The organism is Methylonatrum kenyense, assembly GCF_023195885.1.
Taxonomy (GTDB): Bacteria; Pseudomonadota; Gammaproteobacteria; order Nitrococcales; family Aquisalimonadaceae; genus Methylonatrum; species Methylonatrum kenyense.
The window spans coordinates 1-20,378 of sequence record NZ_JALPKO010000008.1; the positions used below are offsets into that span (position 1 = coordinate 1).

Genomic DNA, 20,378 nt, shown 5'->3' on the forward strand with positions numbered 1-20,378 from the left:
TGTTTAACGTTTGATGTTTTACGTTAGGAACACAATCGCCGTGCGTCGAGGCGCATGGCGAGCCGACCTAAAACGTTACACGTAAAACGTAAAACGACCGCGGTGGCGCAGCCTAAGGCTGCTGCACCGCGGTCTTGAGTCCTGCATTACTGTCCTGCAACGCCGTACCGAGTTGCTTCCGCAACCTCGGCCAGATGAAGGGTACAAGGATTCCGCTGACCCGCAGGCGCTGGATCAGGCGGCAGGCGGGCGCGTCCGGGGTGTCGTCCGGGCGCTGCAGCAGGAATCGATGCTCGCAGTCCAGCAGGCCGGGCACCTTTAGCCGCAGCAACCAGCTGAGTTCCTGCTGTGGCAGAACGCGCATGACTTCGGCCTCAAGCTGTCGTGGCCGGGCATCCGGTAACTCAAGTCGCAATTGCAGGCGCCGGGCAGTTTCCAGGGTACCCTCAATTTCCGGGATGACCGGATTCCAGTCCGCCCAGGCGGGCAGATCGTGCAGGCACCGCCAGACCGTCTCCGGCGCGGCATCAAGCGATACGGCACTGGCCAGGTCACGCCGCACAGGCTCGCTCCCGGCGCCCTGTCACGATTTCGTGACAGGCATCGCAGCGCAGCGTGACTCGCTGAGCGGTTCTGCGTAGAATCCGCAAAAATTTTTCGAAAGCTCCCATATTTCAACCATTAGGACGTTGGAGTGCGGCTGGTTGGCCCGCCAGGCCATCCGGGACAGTACCTTTTGTTCGTTGCCATCCAGGGGTGGCCGGGCACGTCCGCTACATTGTCGGAGGAAGCATGAGTCAGGAACAACAGGCTGCCTATCTGGAGGACTGGACCGAACGTCAGGAACTGGCGGAACGCATGTTGCCGTTGATCGGCAAACTGTACCGCGACAAGGGTGTCGCCACCCGCATCTACAGCCGGCCGGTGGTGAACTGCGGCACCCTGGACATCATCAAGGCGCACCGCTTCGTGCGTGAGTATGAATCCGAGGGCCTGTCGATTAAGGACAGCTTCCCGGTGCTGGAGGCACTGAGCGAACTCGACCTGGCACCGGCCCGCGTTGACCTGGGCAAGTTGACCATCGGTTATCTGCGTGACGGCAAGAACCAGCCGATCGCCGATTACCTCAAGCAACAGCTGCATGACATCGTCGATGGCCGGGGTGAGCGCCGCGAGGACTTCCAGGATGTGGTGCTTTACGGCTTCGGTCGCATTGGCCGTCTGCTGGCGCGGTTGCTCATCGAACGCACCGGCGTCGGCAACAAGATGCGGCTGCGGGCCATTGTCGTGCGCAAGGCCAAGGGCAACGACCTGGCCAAGCGCGCCAGCCTGCTGCGGCGTGACTCGGTGCATGGCCCGTTCAATGGTTCGGTGCACGTGGACGAAGATGCCCAGGCGATCGTCGCCAACGGCAACACCATCCGCGTGATCTATGCCGAGGGGCCCGACAAGGTGGATTACACCCAGTACGGCATCAAGGACGCGCTGGTGGTGGACAACACCGGCCGCTGGAGCGACGAGGAGGGCCTTGGTCTGCATCTGAAATCCAAGGGAGTGGCCCGCGTACTGCTGACCGCACCGGCCAAGGGCAACATCAAGAACATCGTGCATGGCGTCAACGAACACATGATCAGTGCGGATGACCGCATCCTGTCAGCGGCCAGTTGCACCACCAATGCGATCACCCCTGTCCTGAAAGCCATCCACGACGAATATGGCGTGGAACACGGCCACGTCGAGACGGTTCACTCGTTCACCAACGACCAGAACCTGATCGACAATTACCATGCCGGTGACCGCCGCGGTCGCAGCGCGGTGTTGAACATGGTGATCACCTCGACTGGCGCCGCCAAGGCCGTCGCCAAGGCCCTGCCGGAACTGGAAGGCAAGCTCACCGGCAACGCGATCCGCGTACCGACGCCGAACGTGTCGCTGGCGGTGCTCAACCTGAGCCTGAAGAAGGCCACCGACCGGGACAGCCTGAACGAATATCTGCGAGGCATTGCCCTGCGGTCCGACCTGCAGGACCAGGTGGACTACACGGCCTCCACCGAGATCGTCTCCACAGACATCATCGGCTCGCGACACGCCGGCATCGTCGACTCCCAGTCCACCATCGCCGAGGACAACCGGGTGGTGCTCTACGTCTGGTACGACAACGAGTTCGGCTACAGCTGCCAGGTCATGCGCGTGATGCGCGAGATGGCGGGGATCAGTTTTCCGCTGGTACCGTAGAAAAAGCCCGACGTTGGCGTGAACAGAAAAGCCCGGCCTTGGTGGTCGGGCTTTTTGGTTTTCAGGCTTCAGTTTTCAGTGTTCAGACAGGGCGGGCCGGGGTGTTCTTGAGTCTGACGGCAGTCAAATGTTTTTATTTCGACCACCATCCGGAAGACGCCAAGCGTAGAGCGAATCCCAGCTCATTCCGCAGCTACATGTTTGTCTGAAAACTGAACACTGAAACCTGAACACTCTCCCTTCACGGCCTTTGACAGCTCGGCTGCCTCCCCGCCTGTCTTGCCCGCTCATACTCCCGTTTCGCATCCGGCATCGCATTTTGCAGTTCGCGGATGCGGGTATCGCCGGACGGGTGCGTGGAGAGGAATTCGGGTGGGCCGCCGTTGCCGCTGGCGGCGGACATGTTGCGCCAGAGTTGCACGCTTTCCTCGGGCTGGAACCCGGCCTTGGCCATCAGGTCCAGCCCGATCAGGTCGGCCTCGCGCTCGTGGGCACGGCTGAAGGGCAATAGCACGCCCACCTGGGCGCCCAGGCCGAGCGCGGCCAGGGCGGCCGAGCGCTGGGGCGAGCCGTCGGCACCGATAATCGCGGCGATCTGCAGGCCGGCGCCGGTGGCGAACTGCGTCGACATCCGCTCGTTGCCGTGTTCGGCGAGCACATGGCCGATTTCGTGCCCGATAACCGCCGCAAGCTGGTGCTGGTTCTCGGCCACGTCGAGCAGTCCGGTGTAGACACCCATCTTGCCGCCAGGCAGGGCGAAGGCATTCACCGCGTCGTCCTCGAACACCACCATTTCCCAGTCAAGATTGCGATCCCGTCCCTCCACCTGCTCCAGCAAGGCGTCGGTGATGCAGTTCACATAGTTGTTGGTCGCGGAATCCCGGGAAACGGGCGTCTCATCACGCATTTCGTCGAAGGCCGCCACCCCCATGCGATTCAGTTCCGCCGACGGAAACAGTGTGAGTTGCTGGCGACCCGTCGGTGACGTCGAACAGGCAACCAGCGTGTATACCAGAATCATTAGGACGGCCATGCAGGCCAGCGTCTTGGTTCGCATCACACGTCTCCGCATCAAATCCGTTCAGCCGTTGCCGTACCAGGCTGCGCAACTACCGCGGGCCAGGGATCAATCTCCAGTGCCTTCCAGTTGATGATAGGTCGAGAAGATCTCGGTATCGCCGGAACGGCTGAAACTGAGCACATGATAAGGATCGAAACGATCTCCCATCTCCATACCCGGGGATCCGACCGGCATGCCCGGCACGGCCAGGCCGGCAACATCGGGGCGCTCATCCAGCAGCCGAAGTACATCCTCGTGCGGCACATGTCCTTCGATCACGTAGCCGTCGATGAATCCGGTATGGCAGGAGGCCAGCTCGCGGCTGAGCCCGACTTCCATCTTGATCTGGTTGAGCTGCTGGTGGGTGACGTCCACCGCCTCTACCGACATGCCCTGTTCACGCAGATACACCACCCAGTCGGTGCAGCAGCCGCACTGCGGCGTCTTGAACACCTTCATGTCCTGTTCCGTCTGCTGCCATTCCGGTATCGAACTGCCGTCGGCGGCGCTCTTGTCGGCAACGGCCGCCTGGGCCAGCATCCAGGCGCCCGCGGCGGCCAGCAAAAACGTGCCTGCCAGCAGGGCAAGTCGCGTAGGGCGTTTCATGGCAAGCGTTTTCATCATCACTCCTGTCTACCGCGGTGCGTAACGCTGAATGTCGACTGTCAGACCACCGCTATCTGCGAGGCAGCATACCCGGCACCCCGGATCGTCTCCACGACGGTTTCCGGCCTGACATCCCCGGTCACGGTCACCCGGGCCCCAGCGAGCTCAACCTGAACCGACTGCACGCCATCAATGCCGGACACCGCCTTCTCTACAGCCTGTTTGCAGTGACCGCAATCCATACCGGTCACCGAGAATTGATAACGCATGACCGAGTCTCCTCCTGCAAAGCCTAACCCAGGCTGAACGTCTCACCGCGAGTAGCCGCGGCATTCAGGCGACGCAAGCCGCATCCCGACAGCTTTGACCGAGGCGGTGAGCAAGCGTTCCGGGACCCGACCGGTGTAGACTATCGGGTTCGCCGAGGCCTCGGGGACTCGGCGCCCGACCCGACAGCGAAAATCGAGGTTCCGATTCGCATGGATTCCATCCGCATTCGCGGCGCCCGCACACACAATCTGAAGAACATCGACGTGGAGTTGCCACGGAACCGGCTGATCGTGATCACCGGCCTGTCCGGTTCGGGCAAGTCCTCGCTGGCCTTCGACACCCTCTATGCAGAGGGTCAGCGGCGCTACGTGGAGTCCCTTTCGGCCTACGCCCGCCAGTTCCTGTCGATCATGGACAAGCCGGATGTCGACGATATTCAGGGACTGTCCCCGGCGATCTCGATTGAACAGAAGTCCACCTCACACAACCCCCGATCCACCGTCGGCACCGTGACCGAGATCCACGATTACCTGCGGCTGCTGTTCGCACGGGCCGGAACCCCGCGCTGCCCGGATCACGGCGAAACGCTGGATGCACAAAGCGTCAGCCAGATGGTTGATCATGTGCTGGATCTGCCGGAAAACAGTCGCCTGCTGCTGCTGGCACCTGTCATCGATGCGCGCAAGGGCGAACATCTGCACGCCTTGCAGGAGCTGCGAAGCCAGGGCTTCATCCGTGCCAGGATAGACGGCATCGTCGTGGATCTGGATACCGCACCGACGCTTGACCCGAAAAAACCTCACAGCATTGAAGCCGTCGTTGACCGCTTCAAGGTCCGCCCGGATCTGGCCGGCCGCCTGGCTGATTCGCTGGAAACCGCATTGACGCTGGGAGACGGCGTCGCCCGGATTGCCTGGATGGACGAACCGGAACGCGCCGAACTGAGCTTTTCCTCGCGCTTCGCCTGCCCTGCCTGCGGTTATGCACTGACCGAACTCGAGCCACGATTGTTCTCGTTCAACAACCCCCGGGGCGCCTGTCCGACCTGCGATGGGCTGGGCGTCCAGACCTTCTTCGATGCGAACCGCCTGATCACCCAACCGGGCCTGAGTCTGGCGGGCGGTGCGATCCGGGGCTGGGACCGGCGCAACGCCTATTATTTTCAGCTGCTGCAATCGCTGGCGGAGCACTACGGTTTTGACATCGAAACCCCGCTGGAGGAGCTGGACCCTTCCGTCCGCGAGGTGCTCATGCATGGCAGCGGCGAACAGCCGATCGCGTTCCGCTACATCAGCTCCGATGGCCGGACCCTGCGCAAGACCCATCCGTTCGAAGGCATCCTGCCGAACCTGGAGCGGCGCTACCGGGAAACCGAGTCGAGCATCGTGCGCGAGGAGCTCAGCCGCTACATCAGCGAACGCCAATGCCCGGACTGCGCGGGCACCCGTCTGAATCGCACGGCACGGCATGTCTTTGTCGCCGAGCGCGATCTGCCGTCCATCGCGGCCATGCCGGTGGGTGACTGCCTGACGTTCTTCGAACAACTCGACCTGCCCGGCAACCGTGGGGAAATCGCCCGCCCGATCGTCAAGGAAATCGGCGACCGCCTGCGATTCCTGGTCAACGTCGGTCTCAACTACCTGAGCCTGGACCGTAGCGCGAGCACGCTGTCCGGCGGCGAGGCCCAGCGCATCCGCCTGGCGAGCCAGATCGGGGCCGGACTGGTTGGTGTGATGTATGTGCTCGACGAACCGTCGATCGGACTGCATCAGCGGGACAATGACCGACTGCTGGGCACACTGACCCACCTGCGGGACATCGGCAACACCGTGATAGTCGTTGAACACGACGAGGATGCGATCCGGGCTGCGGACCATGTGCTCGACATGGGCCCGGGGCCAGGAACCCGTGGCGGGCACGTTGTCGCAGCGGGCACACCCGACGAGGTGGCGGCGCACAGCGCCTCACTGACCGGGCAGTATCTGTCCGGCCGCCGCCGGATTGCTGTGCCGAAACGCCGACATCCCGCCGATGGCGGACGGATTCTGCGTCTGCGCGGCGCGCGCGGCAACAATCTGCAGGGCGTCGACCTCGATATTCCTGCTGGGCTTCTGGTCGGCATCACCGGTGTTTCCGGCTCAGGCAAATCCACCCTGATCAACGACACGCTGTATCCGGCGGCAGCGCGACGGCTCAACCGGGCCGGAATGGAGCCGGCACCACTGGATTCCATCGAGGGTCTGGAGCTATTCGACAAGGTGGTCGACATCGACCAGAGCGCCATCGGCCGCACGCCGCGCTCCAATCCGGCGACCTATTCGGGCTTGTTTACGCCGATCCGGGAGTTGTTCGCCGGCACCCAGGAGGCCCGGGCCCGCGGTTATCAACCGGGCCGCTTCAGCTTCAACGTCAAGGGTGGTCGCTGCGAAGCCTGCCAGGGCGATGGCGTGATCAAGGTGGAAATGCATTTCCTGCCCGACGTCTTCGTCGCCTGCGAGGCCTGCCATGGCCAGCGCTACAACCGGGAAACCCTGGAGGTGCGCTACAAGGGCCTGAACATCCATCAGGTGCTTGAACTGACCGTCGAAGAGGCGCTGAACCTGTTCCAGCCGATCCCTGTCCTGCGGCGCAAGCTGGAAACCCTGATGGACGTGGGTCTGTCTTACATTCGCCTCGGCCAGGCCGCAACCACACTGTCCGGCGGCGAAGCACAACGCATCAAGCTGGCCCGCGAGCTGTCACGCCGGGACACCGGTCAGACACTGTATATCCTGGACGAACCGACCACCGGCCTGCACTTCCATGACATCGATCAGCTGCTCGCCGTCCTGCACCGGCTGCGGGACCATGGCAATACGGTGGTCGTCATCGAACACAATCTGGACGTGATCAAGACCGCCGACTGGCTGATCGACCTGGGCCCCGAAGGCGGCCGCGGCGGCGGCACCATCGTCGCCACCGGCACGCCGGAAAACATCGCGGAGAATCCGGATTCGCATACGGGGCGGTATTTGAAACCGTTGTTGGGGAAAGGGAATTTGGCGGAGACGAAGGCGATCAGGAAATGATTCTGGCGAGTTTTAAGTGTTAGGTTTTACGTTTTACGAGTAACCGGAACCCCAAGCTTTCCTAAAACCTAAAACGTTAAACATAAAACGAGAAGGGCGCCTCCCGGCGCCCTTCGATCCATTACGGAAATAAATGCTTCACCGCATCCCGTTCCTCGACCAGTTCCTGCTCCGTCGCCTGCATCCGGTCGCGACTGAAATCATCCAGTTCCAGGCCCTGCACGATCTCGTACTTGCCGTTCTTGCAGGTCACCGGGAAGGAATAGATCAGGCCTTCGCTAATGCCATAGCTGCCATCCGACGGGATTGCCATGCTGGTCCAGTCGCCGTCGTCGGTGCCAAGCGCCCAGGTGCGGATATGGTCGATCGCCGAACCGGCTGCGGAGGCCGCGCTGGATGCGCCGCGCGCCTTGATGATGGCCGCGCCGCGCTGCTGCACGGTCGGTATGAAATCGGTCTCGTACCAGCTGCGGTCCACCTGGTCCGCCGCCGGCTTGCCGCTGATCAGCGTCTGGCTGATGTCCGGATACTGGGTCGCCGAGTGGTTTCCCCAGATCGTCATTCGCTTGATCTCGGTGCTGTGGCATCCGGTCTTGCCCGCCAGTTGCGCCAGCGCGCGGTTGTGATCCAGCCGGGTCATCGCGGTGAACCGGCCCGGATCCAGATCTGGCGCGTTCTTTTGCGCGATCAGGGCGTTGGTGTTCGCCGGGTTACCGACCACCAGAACCTTGACGTCGCGACTGGCGACATCGTTCAGTGCCTTGCCCTGAACCGAGAAGATGGCGGCGTTGGCTTCCAGCAGGTCCTTGCGCTCCATGCCGGGTCCCCGCGGCCGTGCCCCGACCAGCAAGGCCACATCGGCATCCTTGAACGCCTCTTCCGCCTTGTCACTGATGGTGATGCCCTGGACCAGCGGGAACGCGCAGTCCTCGAGCTCCATCACCACGCCACCCAGCGCTTCCAGCGCCGGTGTGATCTCCAGCAACTGCAGTATCACCGGCTGGTCCTTGCCGAGCATGTCACCGGCGGCAATTCGAAACAGCAGGCTGTAGCCGATCTGGCCAGCAGCGCCCGTGGCCGCAACGCGTACAGGTGCTTTCATAATCTAACTCCTTGTCAGGATGTGAGCAGCCGGGCGTTTCCGTACACCGGGAGCGTCGCTCGAGGTGCCGACCGGCGCACGGTTCCAGGCCACTTGGCCGGACGCGCAACGCAAATGCTGCGCTGCAGCGGGACGGTAGTTTAGCAGACTGTCGCCAGGGGGTGCAGCCGCGCGGCGACAAGGCGCAGGCACGAGGATAACTCAGTGTTTCCCTAGGGCCTGACCAGGCGGATGCGACTGCCCGGCACCAGCCCCAGTACCTGATCGGCACGACCGCAGTTGACCGCGATCTCCACCAGACCGCTGGAATTCCGGTACCAGAATCCCTGACCGCGCGGCACGTCACTGAAGGTCTTCGCCCGCTCCAGATGCTGCTCGTCGATGGCAATGACTGCCTGGTCCGACAGCATCTCGGCCCGGATCCCGGTCCAGCCGTTACCATAACCATCGATATAGATGATGCGTGGCGTATCGTCAGCCCAGCCCCGTTCGGGAAACCGAACCGGCTCGAGGCCGCTCCGGTTCAGCCCTGTCTGGGTTATTTTCGCCGCCCAGCGGGCGAAATGGTCACGCGCATGAAACGTCGGCGCGACCTCTTCGTCAGCGGTCGGCAAAGGCGCGCAGAGGACGTCGTCACTGCGCCTGGCAACAAATTCCAGCAGCCCGTTGTCCGGACCGATAAACAGCCGGCCGTCCGCTTCCAGCGCCAATGCCGCCCTGTCACTGCCAACCCCCGGGTCCACCACGGCAATGACGGTGCAACGAACCGGCAAGCTGCGGCAGACAGGCTCAAGCAGGTAGGCGGCCAGATCCGGCGCAAACGGGGGCGCATCGTGCATCAGGTCCACCACAGGCTGCGCCGGTGCCAGGTGATGCAGGGCTGCCCGCAGTTGGCCGAGATAAGGGCCGCTGGCTGTGAAATCGGTGAATAAGGCGAACATGGGATTCGTTTTAGGTTTTAGGTTTTAGGTTTTAGGTTTTAGGTTTTAGGTTTTAGGTTTTAGGTTGGGAGCTACGCAGGTTCTCGACGTTCATGCCTGTAACGTAAAACGTAAAACGTTACACATAAAACGCCCCATAAAACGGCTTACGGAAACAAAAAAACCGGGCGAAAGCCCGGTTTTTGTCGACCATATCGAAGCAGTTTTACTCCGCCGTCGCCTCTTCCGGGGCCGGCTCCGTCACCGTTGCCTCCGGCCGATCGACCAGTTCGACAAACGCCATCGGCGCGTTGTCCCCGGGGCGGAAGCCGCACTTGAGGATACGCAGATAACCACCGGGGCGAGCCTTGTAGCGTGGTCCAAGCTCGGCAAACAGCTTGCCGACCGCAGCCTTGTCGCGCAGGCGCGAGAAGGCGAGACGCCGCTTGGACACGGTGTCTTCCTTGGCCAGGGTGATCAGCGGCTCGGCAACCCGACGCAGTTCCTTGGCCTTCGGCAAGGTCGTCTTGATTGCCTCGTGCTCAATCAAGCTGGACGTCATGTTGCGGAACATGGCCGTACGATGGCTGCTGTTACGGTTCAGCTTTCGACCGGATTTACGATGACGCATCGCTCAATACCTTCCTTAGACAGTCAGGGCCCGGGTCGCTTGCGCGACCTCAGCCGGCCACATGTTCGCGTTCACCGAGACCGGCCGGTGGCCACTCGTCCAGGCGCATGCCCAGCGACAGACCGTGGGAGGCCAGGACCTCCTTGATCTCGGTGAGAGATTTCTTGCCGAGATTCGGCGTCTTCAGCAGTTCGACTTCGGTCCGCTGGACCAAATCGCCGACATAATGAATGCTCTCGGCTTTCAGGCAATTGGCCGAGCGCACGGTCAATTCCAGATCGTCGATCGGGCGCATCAGCACCGGGTCCACTTCCGGACCACCAGTTTCGCCGCTACCGGCTTCGATGTCGCCACCTTCCAGGGCAACGAACACCGACAGCTGATCCTGAAGCAGGCCGGCCGCAAACCGGATCGCTTCCTCTGGCTCGATGACGCCATTGGTCTCGATATCCATCACCAGCTTGTCGAGGTCGGTACGCTGTTCCACACGCGCAGCTTCAACGCTGTAAGCCACGCGCCGCACCGGGCTGAAGCTGGCATCAAGCTGCAGGCGACCGATGGCACGATCTTCGTCCAGCTCGCGTTGGGTCACCGCCTCGTAACCACGGCCACGAACCACACGCAGCGTCATGTTGAGCTCGCCACTCTTGGTCAGGGTCGCCAACACCAGCTCGGGATTTTTGATCTCGACATCATGACCGGTTTCGATGTCGCCGGCCGTCACGACGCCTTCACCCTTCTTCTTCAGGGTCAGCGTCGCCTCGTCCTTGGAATGCATGCGCACCGCAAGATTCTTCAGGTTGAGCAGGATATCGACAATATCTTCCTGCACACCTTCAATCGCAGTGTACTCATGCAACACACCCTCGATCTCGACTTCCACCACCGCATAACCGGTCATGGAGGAGAGCAGGATGCGGCGCAACGCATTGCCGAGGGTATGACCAAAACCCCGCTCCAGCGGCTCGATGGTCACCCGCGCCTGACGGCTGCCTGCCGCCTGCACGTCAACGATTCGCGGCTTGAGGAATTCCTTGAACTGAGCCTGCATTGACACGTCTCTCTCTCGAATAACTGGTGAGTGACCGTCGGTCACCGGACCCCTTACTTGGAGTACAGTTCGACCACGAGGCTCTCGTTAATCTCGGCGGACAGATCGCTCCGCTCGGGACGAGCCTTGTATGTCCCCACGAAATTCTTGCTGTCGACCTCAACCCAGTCGACCAGACCATTCTGCTGCGCCATTTCCATGGCCGCCGCGATCCGGCCCTGCTTGCGGGCTTTTTCCCGCACGGTGATCTCGTCACCTGGCTGAACCTGATAGGACGGGATGTTCACACTCTGTCCGTTCACCAGCACGGCCCGATGGCTAACCAGCTGGCGTGCCTCGGAACGGGTGGAGCCGAAGCCCATCCGCCAGACCACGTTGTCGAGCCGACTTTCCAGCAGCTGCAGCAGGCGTTCACCAGTGGATCCCTTGAGCCGCGCCGCTTCCTTGTAGTAGTTGCGGAACTGCTTCTCGAGCACGCCATAGATACGACGCAGCTTCTGCTTTTCGCGCAGCTGCAGCCCGTAGTCGGAAACGCGGGTGCGGCGCTGGCCGTGCTGACCCGGCGGCGTGTCGAGCTTGCACTTGCTTTCCAGCGGGCGCACGCCGCTCTTCAGAAACAGGTCCGTCCCTTCACGGCGGGACAGTTTGCACTTGGGACCGATATACCTAGCCATTCAGGAACTCCGTTGCGTCAGACGCGACGCTTCTTGGGCGGACGGCAGCCGTTATGCGGAATCGGCGTCACGTCGGAGATATGGGTGATCTTGAACCCGGCATTGTTCAGCGCGCGGACCGCCGACTCACGACCCGGACCCGGGCCCTTGACCCGGACCTCCAGGTTCTTCAAACCGTAATCCTTGGCCGCCTGGCCGGCACGATCCGAGGCCACCTGCGCGGCGAACGGCGTGCTCTTGCGCGAGCCACGAAAACCGCTACCGCCGGAACTGGCCCAGCTCAGGGCATTGCCCTGACGGTCAGTAATCATGATGATGGTGTTGTTGAAGGTCGCGTTGATGTGCGCGATCCCATCCACCACATTCTTGTTCACGCGTTTGCGTGAACGCGTCGTCGCTTTCGCCATAGCGCTTGTTCCCAGTTAATAACTCGACGGAGCAGGCAAACGGCCTACTTCCGGACCGCCCGACGCGGACCCTTACGGGTGCGTGCATTGGTGCGGGTCTGCTGACCACGCACGGGCATGCCGCGACGGTGCCGAATGCCTCGGTAGCATCCGAGGTCCATCAGTCGCTTGATGTCCATGGCATTCTTGCGGCGCAGATCGCCCTCGACAAGGTGTTTTGCCACCTCGGCGCGCAGCGCTTCCACTTCCTGCTCAGCCAGATCACGAATCTTTCGGTCCTCTGCCACACCGGCCGCCTTGCAGATCTTGGCGGACAGCGATCGGCCGATACCGTAAATGGCGGTCAGCCCGATGACGGCGTGCTTCTGGACCGGAATATTGACGCCAGCAATACGCGCCATGTGTCGAACTCCCAGATTGTGCGGAAAACCCGCAATGTTAGCGAATCAAAGCCTGATATCGCAAGATTGGCCGGGGCTTCAGCCCTGACGCTGCTTGTGCCGGGCGTCGGTGCAGATAACACGCACGGCGCCACCGCGGCGAATGATCTTGCAGTTCCGGCAAATCTTCTTCACCGAAGCGCGTACCTTCATGTTCTTTCTCCGAAATCGTTAAAGCCGCCACGCGAAGGGCGCGGATGATACCAGAAAATCCGCGCCGTGTGCGGTCTTTTGTTAGCTGTCGGATCGGCGCCTATCGCGGCACGCCGGAACGGCCGTAGGACTTCAGGTTTGCCTTCTTCATCAGCGGCTCGTACTGATGCGACACCAGGTGCGACTGCAACTGGGCCATGAAGTCCATGACCACAATGACGATGATCAGCAGTGACGTACCGCCAAAGTAGAACGGCACGTTCCAGTACAGGATCAGGAACTCCGGCAGCAGACAGACGGCGGTGATGTAGATCGCCCCCACGGCCGTCAACCGGGTCATCACGCCATCGATGTAACGGGCCGTATTCTGCCCCGGCCGAATACCGGGAATGAAGGCGCCCGAGCGCTTCAGGTTGTCTGCCGTATCCTTGGAGTTGAACACCAACGCCGTGTAGAAAAAACAGAAGAACACGATCGCCAGCGCATAGAACATCACGTACAACGGCTGCCCCGGACGCAGCGTGTTGGCAAGATACGAGATCATGCCGCCGCCTTCCGGATCGCTGAACCAGGTCCCCAGAGTCGCCGGGAACAGAATAATGCTGGACGCGAAAATCGGCGGAATCACGCCCGCCATGTTCAGCTTCAGGGGCAGATGCGTGGTCTGCCCCTGCATCATCTTCCGCCCCTGCTGGCGCTTGGCGTAGTTGACGGTGATCCGCCGTTGGCCGCGCTCGACAAACACCACAAACGCGGTGATCGCCAGCATGCCGATGAACAGGAAGGCGACCAGCGCCATGCTCAGTTCGCCGGTGCGCGCGAGCTCCAGCGTACCCCCAAAGGCACTGGGCAGTCCGGCCACGATGCCGGCAAAGATGATGATGGAGATACCGTTGCCGATACCGCGCTCGGTGATCTGCTCGCCGAGCCACATCAGGAACATGGTGCCGGTCGCCAGCGTCACGGTGCCGGTAAAGGTGAAGGCGAAATCGAACCCTGCGTCGGCGCCGCGCAAAGTGACACCCTGATTCTGCAACGCCACCGTGACACCGATACCCTGAACGATGGCCAGGCCGAGGGCGCCGTAGCGCGTGTACTGCGTGATCTTGCGGCGGCCGGCCTCGCCCTCTTTCTTCAACCGCTCAAGGCTCGGCACCACCGCCGTGAGCAACTGCATGATAATCGCCGAGGAGATGTACGGCATGATGCCGATGGCAAAGATGCTCAAGCGCTCCAGGGCACCACCCGAGAACATGTTGAACATGTCCAGGATCGTGCCCTGCTGGCGATCGAACATTTCCTGCATCGCACTGGAGTCGATGCCCGGAATGGTCAGGTGCGAACCGATCCGGAACACGATCAGTGCCATCAACACAAACATCAAGCGCTGACGGACTTCCGTCAGCTTGGCGATACCACCAATAGAGGACATACCTTAGTCCGTCCGGCCTGGGAGGTAATTCACTCCTCGACTTTCCCGCCAGCCTGCTCGATGGCAGCGCGGGCACCCTTGGTCACGGCGACGCCGCGCACGGTGACAGCCGACTTGACCTCGCCAGAGAGGATGATTTTGGCGGACCTGGCCTGCTCGGAAACGACGTTTGCCGCCTTCAGACTCATCAGGTCAACCACATCACCATCGACTTTGTGCAGTTCCGACAGCCGCACCTCATCGATGAAGCGGGCAGTGCGCGAGCGGAAGCCTACCTTCGGCACCCGACGCTGCAACGGCATCTGGCCGCCCTCGAATCCGACCTTGTGATAACCGCCGGAACGGGAGTGCTGACCCTTGTGGCCACGGCCGGCGGTTTTGCCATTGCCGGAGGCAATGCCGCGACCGACACGCTTCGGATCCTTCTTGCTGCCTTCGGCAGGCTTGAGCGAATTCAAACGCATCTCAGGCTTCCTCCACCGTGAGCATGTAGGACACGCGATTGATCATGCCGCGGTTTTCCGGGGTGTCCTGAACAATCACGCTCTGGTGCATACGACGCAGGCCAAGACCGGCGACACAGGCCTTGTGACTGGCCAGGCGACCGTTCTTGCTACGGCTCAGCGTCACTTTCAACTGTTTGCTCTCGGCCATGGGTTCAGCCCTGAATCTCTTCGACAGTCTTGCCGCGCTTCGCTGCCACGTCGTCCGGCGAATTCATCGCCTGGAGACCGCGGATCGTGGCGCGGACCACATTGATCGGGTTGCGGGATCCGATGCTCTTGGCCAGCACGTCATGCACACCAAGCACTTCGAACACCGCACGCATCGCGCCCCCGGCGATGATCCCGGTACCGTCGGAAGCCGGCTGCATGAACACCTTGCTTGAACCGTGTTCCGCGGTGATCGGATACTGCAGTGTGCCGCCATTAAGGCTCACGGTAACCATACTGTTGCGGGCCTTTTCCATCGCCTTCTGGATGGCCGCAGGCACTTCCCGCGCCTTGCCATATCCAAAGCCCACGCGGCCGGCACCGTCACCGACGACGGTCAGGGCGGTAAAACCGAACTGCCGACCGCCCTTGACCACTTTCGCCACGCGGTTGACGGTGATCAGCTTTTCCTGCATCCCGTCATTGCTGTCATTCATCGCCATGGTATTGCCCCTGGTCAGAACTGCAGGCCGGCTTCACGCGCGGCATCCGCCAGCGCACGCACCCGACCGTGATATTTGAAGCCGGAACGGTCGAAGGCGACCGACTCGACACCGGCAGCCTTGGCCCGCTCGGCGATCAGCTTGCCTACTTCCACTGCGGCATCGCGATTGCCGGTGGCATTCAGTCGCGTGCGCAGGTCCTTGTCCAGCGTGCTGGCAAACGCCACGGTGCGACCGCCTTCCGGGCCAATCACCTGCGCGTAGATATGGCGCGGCGTGCGATGAATGCTCAGGCGAAACGCACCGAGCTCGCGGATCTTCATCCGGGCACGGCGGGCGCGACGCATGCGAGAGGTTTTCTTGTCCATGATCAATTACCCGCCTACTTCTTCTTGGCTTCTTTCATGACCACGCGCTCGTCCGCATAACGCACGCCCTTGCCCTTGTAGGGTTCCGGCGGCCGATAAGCGCGGATCTGCGCGGCCACTTCGCCAACCAGTTGCTTGTCGATACCCTTGACCAGCACTTCCGTCTGGCTCGGGGTTTCGACGGTGACGCCGTCCGGTACGGCATGGTTTACCGGGTGCGACAGGCCCAGGGTCAGGTTCAGCGTCTTGCCCTGCGCCTGGGCGCGGTAGCCGACGCCGCGCAGCTCGAGCTTGCGCTCGAAACCCTCGCTGACACCCGTGACCATGTTCGCGAGCACCGCCCGCGTGGTACCGGTAATGGCGACCGTGCTCTGACGCTCGCCCATCGGCGAACACAGCAACTCGTCACCTTCCTGAACGACCTTGACCTGGGGGTGCAGGTCCATTTTCAGCTCACCCTTCGAGCCCTTCACGGTAGCCCGCTGGCCATCAATCGTGACGGTCACGCCGGAGGGGATGCTGATCGGTTTCTTTGCTACTCGGGACATGATGAATCCTGCCTCAGAAGACTTCGCACAGGACCTCGCCACCGATACCGGCGGCGCGGGCGGCCCGATCACTCATCACCCCGCGGGAGGTGGAGATAACGGCGACGCCAAGGCCGCCCCGGACGCGGGGCAGCGACGCAGTGTCCTTGTAAATACGCAGACCCGGACGGCTGACACGGCTGATGAAATCGATGACCGGCCTGCCCTGGAAATACTTGAGCTTCACGACAAGCTGCGGCTTCTTATCACCTTCCGTGCGGAAGTCCTCGATGTAGCCCTCGTCCTTCAACACGGTGAGGATCGCCTGCTTCTGACGCGAAGCGGGAACACTCACTTCGGCCTTGTCGGCCAATTGCGCGTTGCGGATCCGGGTCAACAGATCTGCAATGGGATCGGTCATGCTCATGATTGTTACCTGTATACCGATTGCCGGGACGCGAGCGCGTCTTACCAGCTGGACTTGGTCAGGCCGGGAATCATCCCGTCCATGGCGGCTTCACGAAGCTTGTTCCGGCCCAGGCCGAACTTGCGGTAGTAGCCGCGCGGCCGACCGGTGACACGGCAGCGGTTGCGGCCACGCACGGGGCTCGCGTCCCGCGGCATCTTCTGCAAACGCTCCTGCGCTTCCATCTTCTCCTCGGCAGACGCCTCGGGATTCTGGATCACGGCCTTCAGCGCCTTGCGCTTCGCCGCATAACGCACGACGAGCTTCGCCCGCTTGTCTTCCCGTGCCACCATGGAACGCTTCGCCATAACCGACCTCTACCTATTTCCGAAACGGAAAATTGAATGCCTCGAGGAGGGCCTGGCCCTCCTCGTCATTGCGCGCGCTGGTGGTAATCGTCACATCCAGCCCGCGAATCGTGTCCACCTTGTCGAATTCCAGTTCCGGGAAGATGATCTGCTCCCGGACACCGAAGTTGTAATTGCCCTGGCCATCGAAGGACTTCGGCGACAGGCCGCGGAAGTCGCGAATCCGTGGCGCCGCAACGTTGATGAAGCGATCCAGGAATTCCCACATCCGGTCACGGCGCAGCGTCACCTTGCAGCCGATCGGCCAGCCGTCGCGGATCTTGAAGCCCGCAATGGACTTCCGCGAGTAGGTCACGACCGGCTTCTGGCCGGCAATGGCCGCCATGTCGCTGGTGGCGTGCTCAAGGATCTTCTTGTCCTTGACCGCCTCGCCCAGGCCCATGTTCAGCGTCACCTTGCGGATGCGCGGAACCTGCATGACATTGGCGTAGCCGAACCGCTCGGTGAGCTGGCCGACAACCTCGTCTTTGTACTGCTGCGCAAGCCTAACCATGACCTTATCCATCAACCAGTTCGTTGTTGGACTTGTAGAACCGCGCCTTGCGCCCGTCCTCAAGCACCTTGATGCCGACCCGGTCCGCCTTGGCCGTGGCCGGGTTGTAGTGCGCGATATTCGAGATGTGCAGCGGTGCTTCCTTTTCCTGGATACCGCCGGACTCGCCGCGCTGCGGGTTGGGCTTCACGTGCTTCTTGATCACGTTCACGTTCTCGACGACAACCTTGTCGGCGTCGCGGAAAACGCGCACGACAGTGCCGCGCCGCCCCTTGTCCTTGCCGGCGATGACAATTACGTCATCGCCCTTCTTGATCTTCTGCATGACGTCTAAGCCTCAGAGAACTTCCGGTGCCAGCGAGATGATCCGCATGAACCGCTCGGTACGCAGTTCGCGAGTCACCGGGCCGAACACACGGGTGCCGATGGGCTGCAGCTGGTTGTTCAGGAGCACCGCAGCATTGCCGTCGAAACGGATCAGCGAACCGTCCTGACGACGAACGCCACGCCGGGTGCGCACGACAACCGCGTTGTAAACCTCACCCTTCTTGACGCGACCACGCGGGATCGCGTCCTTGACACTGACCTTGATGATGTCGCCGATCTTGGCGTACCGGCGCTTGGATCCACCCAGCACCTTGATACACATCACTCGACGGGCACCGCTGTTGTCGGCAGCGTCCAAAAGCGTTTGCATCTGAATCATGGCGTTCTACCCGATTTCCCTGTTCGCCGGCTTCAGCGCTGTGCGCGCTCGATGACTTCCACCAGCCGCCAGGTCTTGGATTTCGACACGGGGCGGCACTGCTCGATGGAAACAACGTCACCCTCGTGGCACTGGTTGTCCGCATCATGCGCATGCAGCTTGCTCGACCGGCGAATGAACTTGCCGTAGAGCGGATGCTTGACCAGACGCTCGATCAACACGGTGATCGTCTTGTCCGCCTTGGCGCTAACGACGCGGCCGGTCTGGGTGCGCGCCACTTTCACTTGTTCACTCATGACTGTTCACCCGACTTCCGCTTCTCATTCAGGACGGTCTTGATGCGCGCCACGTCCCGGCGCGCCTTGCGCACCAGATCGGGCCGGCTGAGCTGACCGGTAGCAGCCTGCATCCGCAGGTTGAACTGCTCCTTGCGCTTCTCCAGCAACTCGGCCTCGAGTGCCGCCTCGTCCTTCTCACGCAGTTCTTTCGCGTCCATCACATCACCGTCCGGGAAACAAAGCGGGTCTGCACCGGAAGTTTTGCAGCCGCCAGGCGAAACGCCTCGCGCGCAACCTCTTCCGACACGCCCTCGATTTCATACAGCACGCGGCCGGGCTGAATCTTCGCCGCCCAATGGTCAACGTTGCCCTTGCCCTTACCCTGGCGCACTTCCAACGGCTTCGAGGTCACCGGGGTGTCCGGGAAGATCCGGATCCACACCTTGCCGCCACGCTTGACGTAGCGGTTGATGGCCCGACGGCCTGCCTCGATCTGACGCGCAGTCACCGGACCGCGGGTGGTCGCCTTGATGCCAAACTCACCAAAACTGACCTTGTCGCCGCGCGTCGCAAGACCGTTGTTACGGCCCTTTTGCTGCTTGCGAAATTTCGTTCGCTTCGGTTGCAACATGCCTGCTGATCCTTATCCCTTAGGCGCCAGCGCGGTCCGCGCCCTTCGCCTTGGTGTCCGCCGACGAATAGACGTCCGGCTCCAGGATTTCGCCCTTGAACACCCAGACCTTCACGCCAATGATTCCGTACGTGGTCTTGGCCTCGGCGAAACCGTAATCGATGTTCGCGCGCAGGGTATGCAGCGGCACCCGGCCTTCGCGATACCATTCGCTGCGCGCAATCTCGGCGCCGTTCAGGCGGCCGGAGACGTGAATCTTGATACCGCCGGCGCCGAGCCGCATCGAGTTGCCCACCGCCCGCTTCATCGCGCGACGGAACATGATCCGACGCTCCAGCTGCTGGGCGACGTTCTCGGCAACCAGCTGCGCATCCAGTTCCGGCTTGCGCACTTCCTCGATGTTCACCTGAACCGGAATACCCATAAGCGCACTGATTTCACGCTTCAGGGCCTCGATGTCTTCACCCTTCTTGCCGATCACCATGCCGGGCCGCGCCGTGTGAATGGTCACCAGGGCGTTGCGCGCGGGGCGCTCGATCTGGATCCGGCTGACCGATGCATGCGAGAGCTTCTTCTTGATGAACTCCCGCACCTTCAGATCGGTGTTCAGGTAGTCACCGAACTCGTTGCTGTTGGCGAACCACATGGAGCGCCACGCTTCGGTGATACCCAGGCGGAACCCGGTCGGGTGAATCTTGTGTCCCATACAGCCCCCTACTCAGCCACTTTCACGGTGATGTGGCTGGTGCGCTTGAGAATCCGGTTGGCGCGGCCCTTGGCCCGCGGCTGGATCCGCTTGTACATCGGCCCCTCGTCGACGAACACGGTGGAAACCACCAGTTCGTCGATGTCCGCGCCGTCGTTATGCTCGGCATTGGCGATGGCGGACAGCAGAATCTTCTTCACGACCGCAGCGCCCTTCTTGGGGCTGAACTCGAGAATCTGCAGGGCGCTTCCAACGCGCTTGCCGCGGATCTGATCAGCGACCAGCCGCACCTTTTGCGGCGAAATCCGCGCGAATTTCAGTTTTGCTGCGACTTCCATCAGCCCCTACCTCTTGGACTTCTTGTCCGCCATGTGGCCCCGGTAGGTCCGGGTGCCGGCGAATTCGCCCAGCTTGTGGCCGACCATGTTCTCGGAAACAAGCACCGGGACATGCTGGCGGCCGTTATGCACCGCGATCGTCAGCCCCACCATGTCCGGCAGGACCATGGAACGGCGCGACCAGGTCTTGATCGGGCGCTTGGAGTTCGCCTCCGCAGCCTCTTCCACCTTCTTCATCAGGTGGAGATCAACAAAAGGACCTTTCTTGATTGAACGTGGCACGAGTTACCAA

General features: G+C 61.8%; 31 protein-coding genes. 2 read left to right on the forward strand and 29 right to left on the reverse strand.

What is annotated here, in order from left to right; translation table 11 throughout:
• Nucleotides 1-112: 112 nt before the first annotated feature.
• Nucleotides 113-562, reverse strand: coding sequence for an SRPBCC family protein (locus M0534_RS10335; RefSeq protein ID WP_248568355.1), 450 nt, complete (start codon nt 560-562; stop codon nt 113-115).
• A 230-nt stretch (nt 563-792) separates the two neighbouring features.
• On the opposite strand from M0534_RS10335, the gene M0534_RS10340 reads away from it, so the two are divergent.
• A complete protein-coding gene (locus M0534_RS10340; protein ID WP_248568356.1) occupies nt 793-2,235 on the forward strand; it encodes a glyceraldehyde-3-phosphate dehydrogenase in 1,443 nt (480 codons plus the stop codon).
• Between the two features lie 241 nt (nt 2,236-2,476).
• Here M0534_RS10340 and M0534_RS10345 read toward each other — a convergent pair whose 3' ends face one another.
• The 3 genes from M0534_RS10345 to M0534_RS10355 form a co-directional block, all read right to left on the reverse strand.
• A complete protein-coding gene (locus M0534_RS10345) occupies nt 2,477-3,292 on the reverse strand; it encodes a M48 family metallopeptidase (RefSeq protein WP_248568357.1) in 816 nt (271 codons plus the stop codon).
• 69 nt (nt 3,293-3,361) lie between these two features.
• Entirely contained in the window at nt 3,362-3,901 is a 540-nt protein-coding gene (locus M0534_RS10350; RefSeq protein WP_248568358.1) for a DUF411 domain-containing protein, read from the reverse strand.
• Between the two features lie 59 nt (nt 3,902-3,960).
• On the reverse strand, nt 3,961-4,170 hold the full coding sequence (locus M0534_RS10355; RefSeq protein WP_248568359.1) for a heavy-metal-associated domain-containing protein: 210 nt from the start codon (nt 4,168-4,170) through the stop codon (nt 3,961-3,963).
• A gap of 210 nt (nt 4,171-4,380) precedes the next feature.
• On the opposite strand from M0534_RS10355, the gene uvrA reads away from it, so the two are divergent.
• Complete coding sequence (uvrA, locus tag M0534_RS10360) at nt 4,381-7,239, forward strand: excinuclease ABC subunit UvrA (RefSeq protein ID WP_248568360.1); 2,859 nt, start codon at nt 4,381-4,383, stop codon at nt 7,237-7,239.
• A gap of 121 nt (nt 7,240-7,360) precedes the next feature.
• Here the strand turns inward: uvrA and M0534_RS10365 are convergent, their stop codons facing one another.
• The 25 genes from M0534_RS10365 to rpsS form a co-directional block, all read right to left on the reverse strand.
• Nucleotides 7,361-8,341, reverse strand: coding sequence for a malate dehydrogenase (locus M0534_RS10365; protein WP_248568361.1), 981 nt, complete (start codon nt 8,339-8,341; stop codon nt 7,361-7,363).
• A 212-nt stretch (nt 8,342-8,553) separates the two neighbouring features.
• The gene (locus tag M0534_RS10370) at nt 8,554-9,282 is read right to left on the reverse strand and encodes an SAM hydrolase/SAM-dependent halogenase family protein (RefSeq protein WP_248568362.1); all 729 of its coding nucleotides are present in this window, start codon (nt 9,280-9,282) and stop codon (nt 8,554-8,556) included.
• A gap of 205 nt (nt 9,283-9,487) precedes the next feature.
• Entirely contained in the window at nt 9,488-9,892 is a 405-nt protein-coding gene (gene rplQ, locus M0534_RS10375) for a 50S ribosomal protein L17 (protein WP_248568363.1), read from the reverse strand.
• A 49-nt stretch (nt 9,893-9,941) separates the two neighbouring features.
• A complete protein-coding gene (locus M0534_RS10380; RefSeq protein WP_248568457.1) occupies nt 9,942-10,943 on the reverse strand; it encodes a DNA-directed RNA polymerase subunit alpha in 1,002 nt (333 codons plus the stop codon).
• Nucleotides 10,944-10,996: 53 nt separating this feature from the next.
• On the reverse strand, nt 10,997-11,617 hold the full coding sequence (gene rpsD / locus M0534_RS10385) for a 30S ribosomal protein S4 (protein ID WP_248568364.1): 621 nt from the start codon (nt 11,615-11,617) through the stop codon (nt 10,997-10,999).
• A 17-nt stretch (nt 11,618-11,634) separates the two neighbouring features.
• Nucleotides 11,635-12,024 (reverse strand): 30S ribosomal protein S11, encoded by a 390-nt coding sequence (rpsK, locus tag M0534_RS10390; RefSeq protein WP_248568365.1) that lies wholly within the window; start codon nt 12,022-12,024, stop codon nt 11,635-11,637.
• Between the two features lie 44 nt (nt 12,025-12,068).
• Nucleotides 12,069-12,425: a 30S ribosomal protein S13 gene (rpsM, locus tag M0534_RS10395; protein ID WP_248568366.1), complete on the reverse strand. Its 357-nt coding sequence runs from the start codon at nt 12,423-12,425 to the stop codon at nt 12,069-12,071.
• A 78-nt stretch (nt 12,426-12,503) separates the two neighbouring features.
• The gene (rpmJ, locus tag M0534_RS10400; RefSeq protein ID WP_248568367.1) at nt 12,504-12,617 is read right to left on the reverse strand and encodes a 50S ribosomal protein L36; all 114 of its coding nucleotides are present in this window, start codon (nt 12,615-12,617) and stop codon (nt 12,504-12,506) included.
• Between the two features lie 100 nt (nt 12,618-12,717).
• Nucleotides 12,718-14,049, reverse strand: a complete 1,332-nt coding sequence (secY, locus tag M0534_RS10405) for a preprotein translocase subunit SecY (RefSeq protein ID WP_248568368.1) — start codon at nt 14,047-14,049, stop codon at nt 12,718-12,720.
• Nucleotides 14,050-14,078: 29 nt separating this feature from the next.
• The gene (rplO, locus tag M0534_RS10410; RefSeq protein ID WP_248568369.1) at nt 14,079-14,513 is read right to left on the reverse strand and encodes a 50S ribosomal protein L15; all 435 of its coding nucleotides are present in this window, start codon (nt 14,511-14,513) and stop codon (nt 14,079-14,081) included.
• 1 nt (nt 14,514) lies between these two features.
• On the reverse strand, nt 14,515-14,703 hold the full coding sequence (rpmD, locus tag M0534_RS10415) for a 50S ribosomal protein L30 (protein ID WP_248568370.1): 189 nt from the start codon (nt 14,701-14,703) through the stop codon (nt 14,515-14,517).
• A gap of 4 nt (nt 14,704-14,707) precedes the next feature.
• Entirely contained in the window at nt 14,708-15,205 is a 498-nt protein-coding gene (gene rpsE / locus M0534_RS10420; RefSeq protein WP_248568371.1) for a 30S ribosomal protein S5, read from the reverse strand.
• 14 nt (nt 15,206-15,219) lie between these two features.
• Nucleotides 15,220-15,573, reverse strand: coding sequence for a 50S ribosomal protein L18 (gene rplR / locus M0534_RS10425; protein ID WP_282571398.1), 354 nt, complete (start codon nt 15,571-15,573; stop codon nt 15,220-15,222).
• A gap of 14 nt (nt 15,574-15,587) precedes the next feature.
• Nucleotides 15,588-16,121: a 50S ribosomal protein L6 gene (gene rplF / locus M0534_RS10430; RefSeq protein ID WP_248568372.1), complete on the reverse strand. Its 534-nt coding sequence runs from the start codon at nt 16,119-16,121 to the stop codon at nt 15,588-15,590.
• Nucleotides 16,122-16,134: 13 nt separating this feature from the next.
• A complete protein-coding gene (gene rpsH, locus M0534_RS10435; protein WP_248568373.1) occupies nt 16,135-16,527 on the reverse strand; it encodes a 30S ribosomal protein S8 in 393 nt (130 codons plus the stop codon).
• A gap of 41 nt (nt 16,528-16,568) precedes the next feature.
• The gene (gene rpsN / locus M0534_RS10440; RefSeq protein ID WP_248568374.1) at nt 16,569-16,874 is read right to left on the reverse strand and encodes a 30S ribosomal protein S14; all 306 of its coding nucleotides are present in this window, start codon (nt 16,872-16,874) and stop codon (nt 16,569-16,571) included.
• Nucleotides 16,875-16,887: 13 nt separating this feature from the next.
• Nucleotides 16,888-17,427, reverse strand: a complete 540-nt coding sequence (gene rplE / locus M0534_RS10445; RefSeq protein WP_248568375.1) for a 50S ribosomal protein L5 — start codon at nt 17,425-17,427, stop codon at nt 16,888-16,890.
• A 4-nt stretch (nt 17,428-17,431) separates the two neighbouring features.
• Nucleotides 17,432-17,752: a 50S ribosomal protein L24 gene (gene rplX, locus M0534_RS10450; RefSeq protein ID WP_248568376.1), complete on the reverse strand. Its 321-nt coding sequence runs from the start codon at nt 17,750-17,752 to the stop codon at nt 17,432-17,434.
• A 12-nt stretch (nt 17,753-17,764) separates the two neighbouring features.
• A complete protein-coding gene (gene rplN, locus M0534_RS10455; RefSeq protein WP_248568377.1) occupies nt 17,765-18,133 on the reverse strand; it encodes a 50S ribosomal protein L14 in 369 nt (122 codons plus the stop codon).
• Nucleotides 18,134-18,165: 32 nt separating this feature from the next.
• On the reverse strand, nt 18,166-18,429 hold the full coding sequence (rpsQ, locus tag M0534_RS10460) for a 30S ribosomal protein S17 (protein ID WP_248568378.1): 264 nt from the start codon (nt 18,427-18,429) through the stop codon (nt 18,166-18,168).
• Nucleotides 18,426-18,629, reverse strand: coding sequence for a 50S ribosomal protein L29 (gene rpmC / locus M0534_RS10465; RefSeq protein ID WP_248568379.1), 204 nt, complete (start codon nt 18,627-18,629; stop codon nt 18,426-18,428). The genes rpsQ and rpmC overlap by 4 nt, the downstream gene beginning before the upstream one ends.
• The gene (rplP, locus tag M0534_RS10470) at nt 18,629-19,042 is read right to left on the reverse strand and encodes a 50S ribosomal protein L16 (protein WP_248568380.1); all 414 of its coding nucleotides are present in this window, start codon (nt 19,040-19,042) and stop codon (nt 18,629-18,631) included. The genes rpmC and rplP overlap by 1 nt, the downstream gene beginning before the upstream one ends.
• A 19-nt stretch (nt 19,043-19,061) precedes the next feature.
• Complete coding sequence (gene rpsC / locus M0534_RS10475) at nt 19,062-19,748, reverse strand: 30S ribosomal protein S3 (protein WP_248568381.1); 687 nt, start codon at nt 19,746-19,748, stop codon at nt 19,062-19,064.
• A gap of 8 nt (nt 19,749-19,756) precedes the next feature.
• A complete protein-coding gene (gene rplV, locus M0534_RS10480) occupies nt 19,757-20,086 on the reverse strand; it encodes a 50S ribosomal protein L22 (protein ID WP_248568382.1) in 330 nt (109 codons plus the stop codon).
• A 6-nt stretch (nt 20,087-20,092) separates the two neighbouring features.
• A complete protein-coding gene (rpsS, locus tag M0534_RS10485; protein ID WP_248568383.1) occupies nt 20,093-20,368 on the reverse strand; it encodes a 30S ribosomal protein S19 in 276 nt (91 codons plus the stop codon).
• Nucleotides 20,369-20,378: the final 10 nt, after the last annotated feature.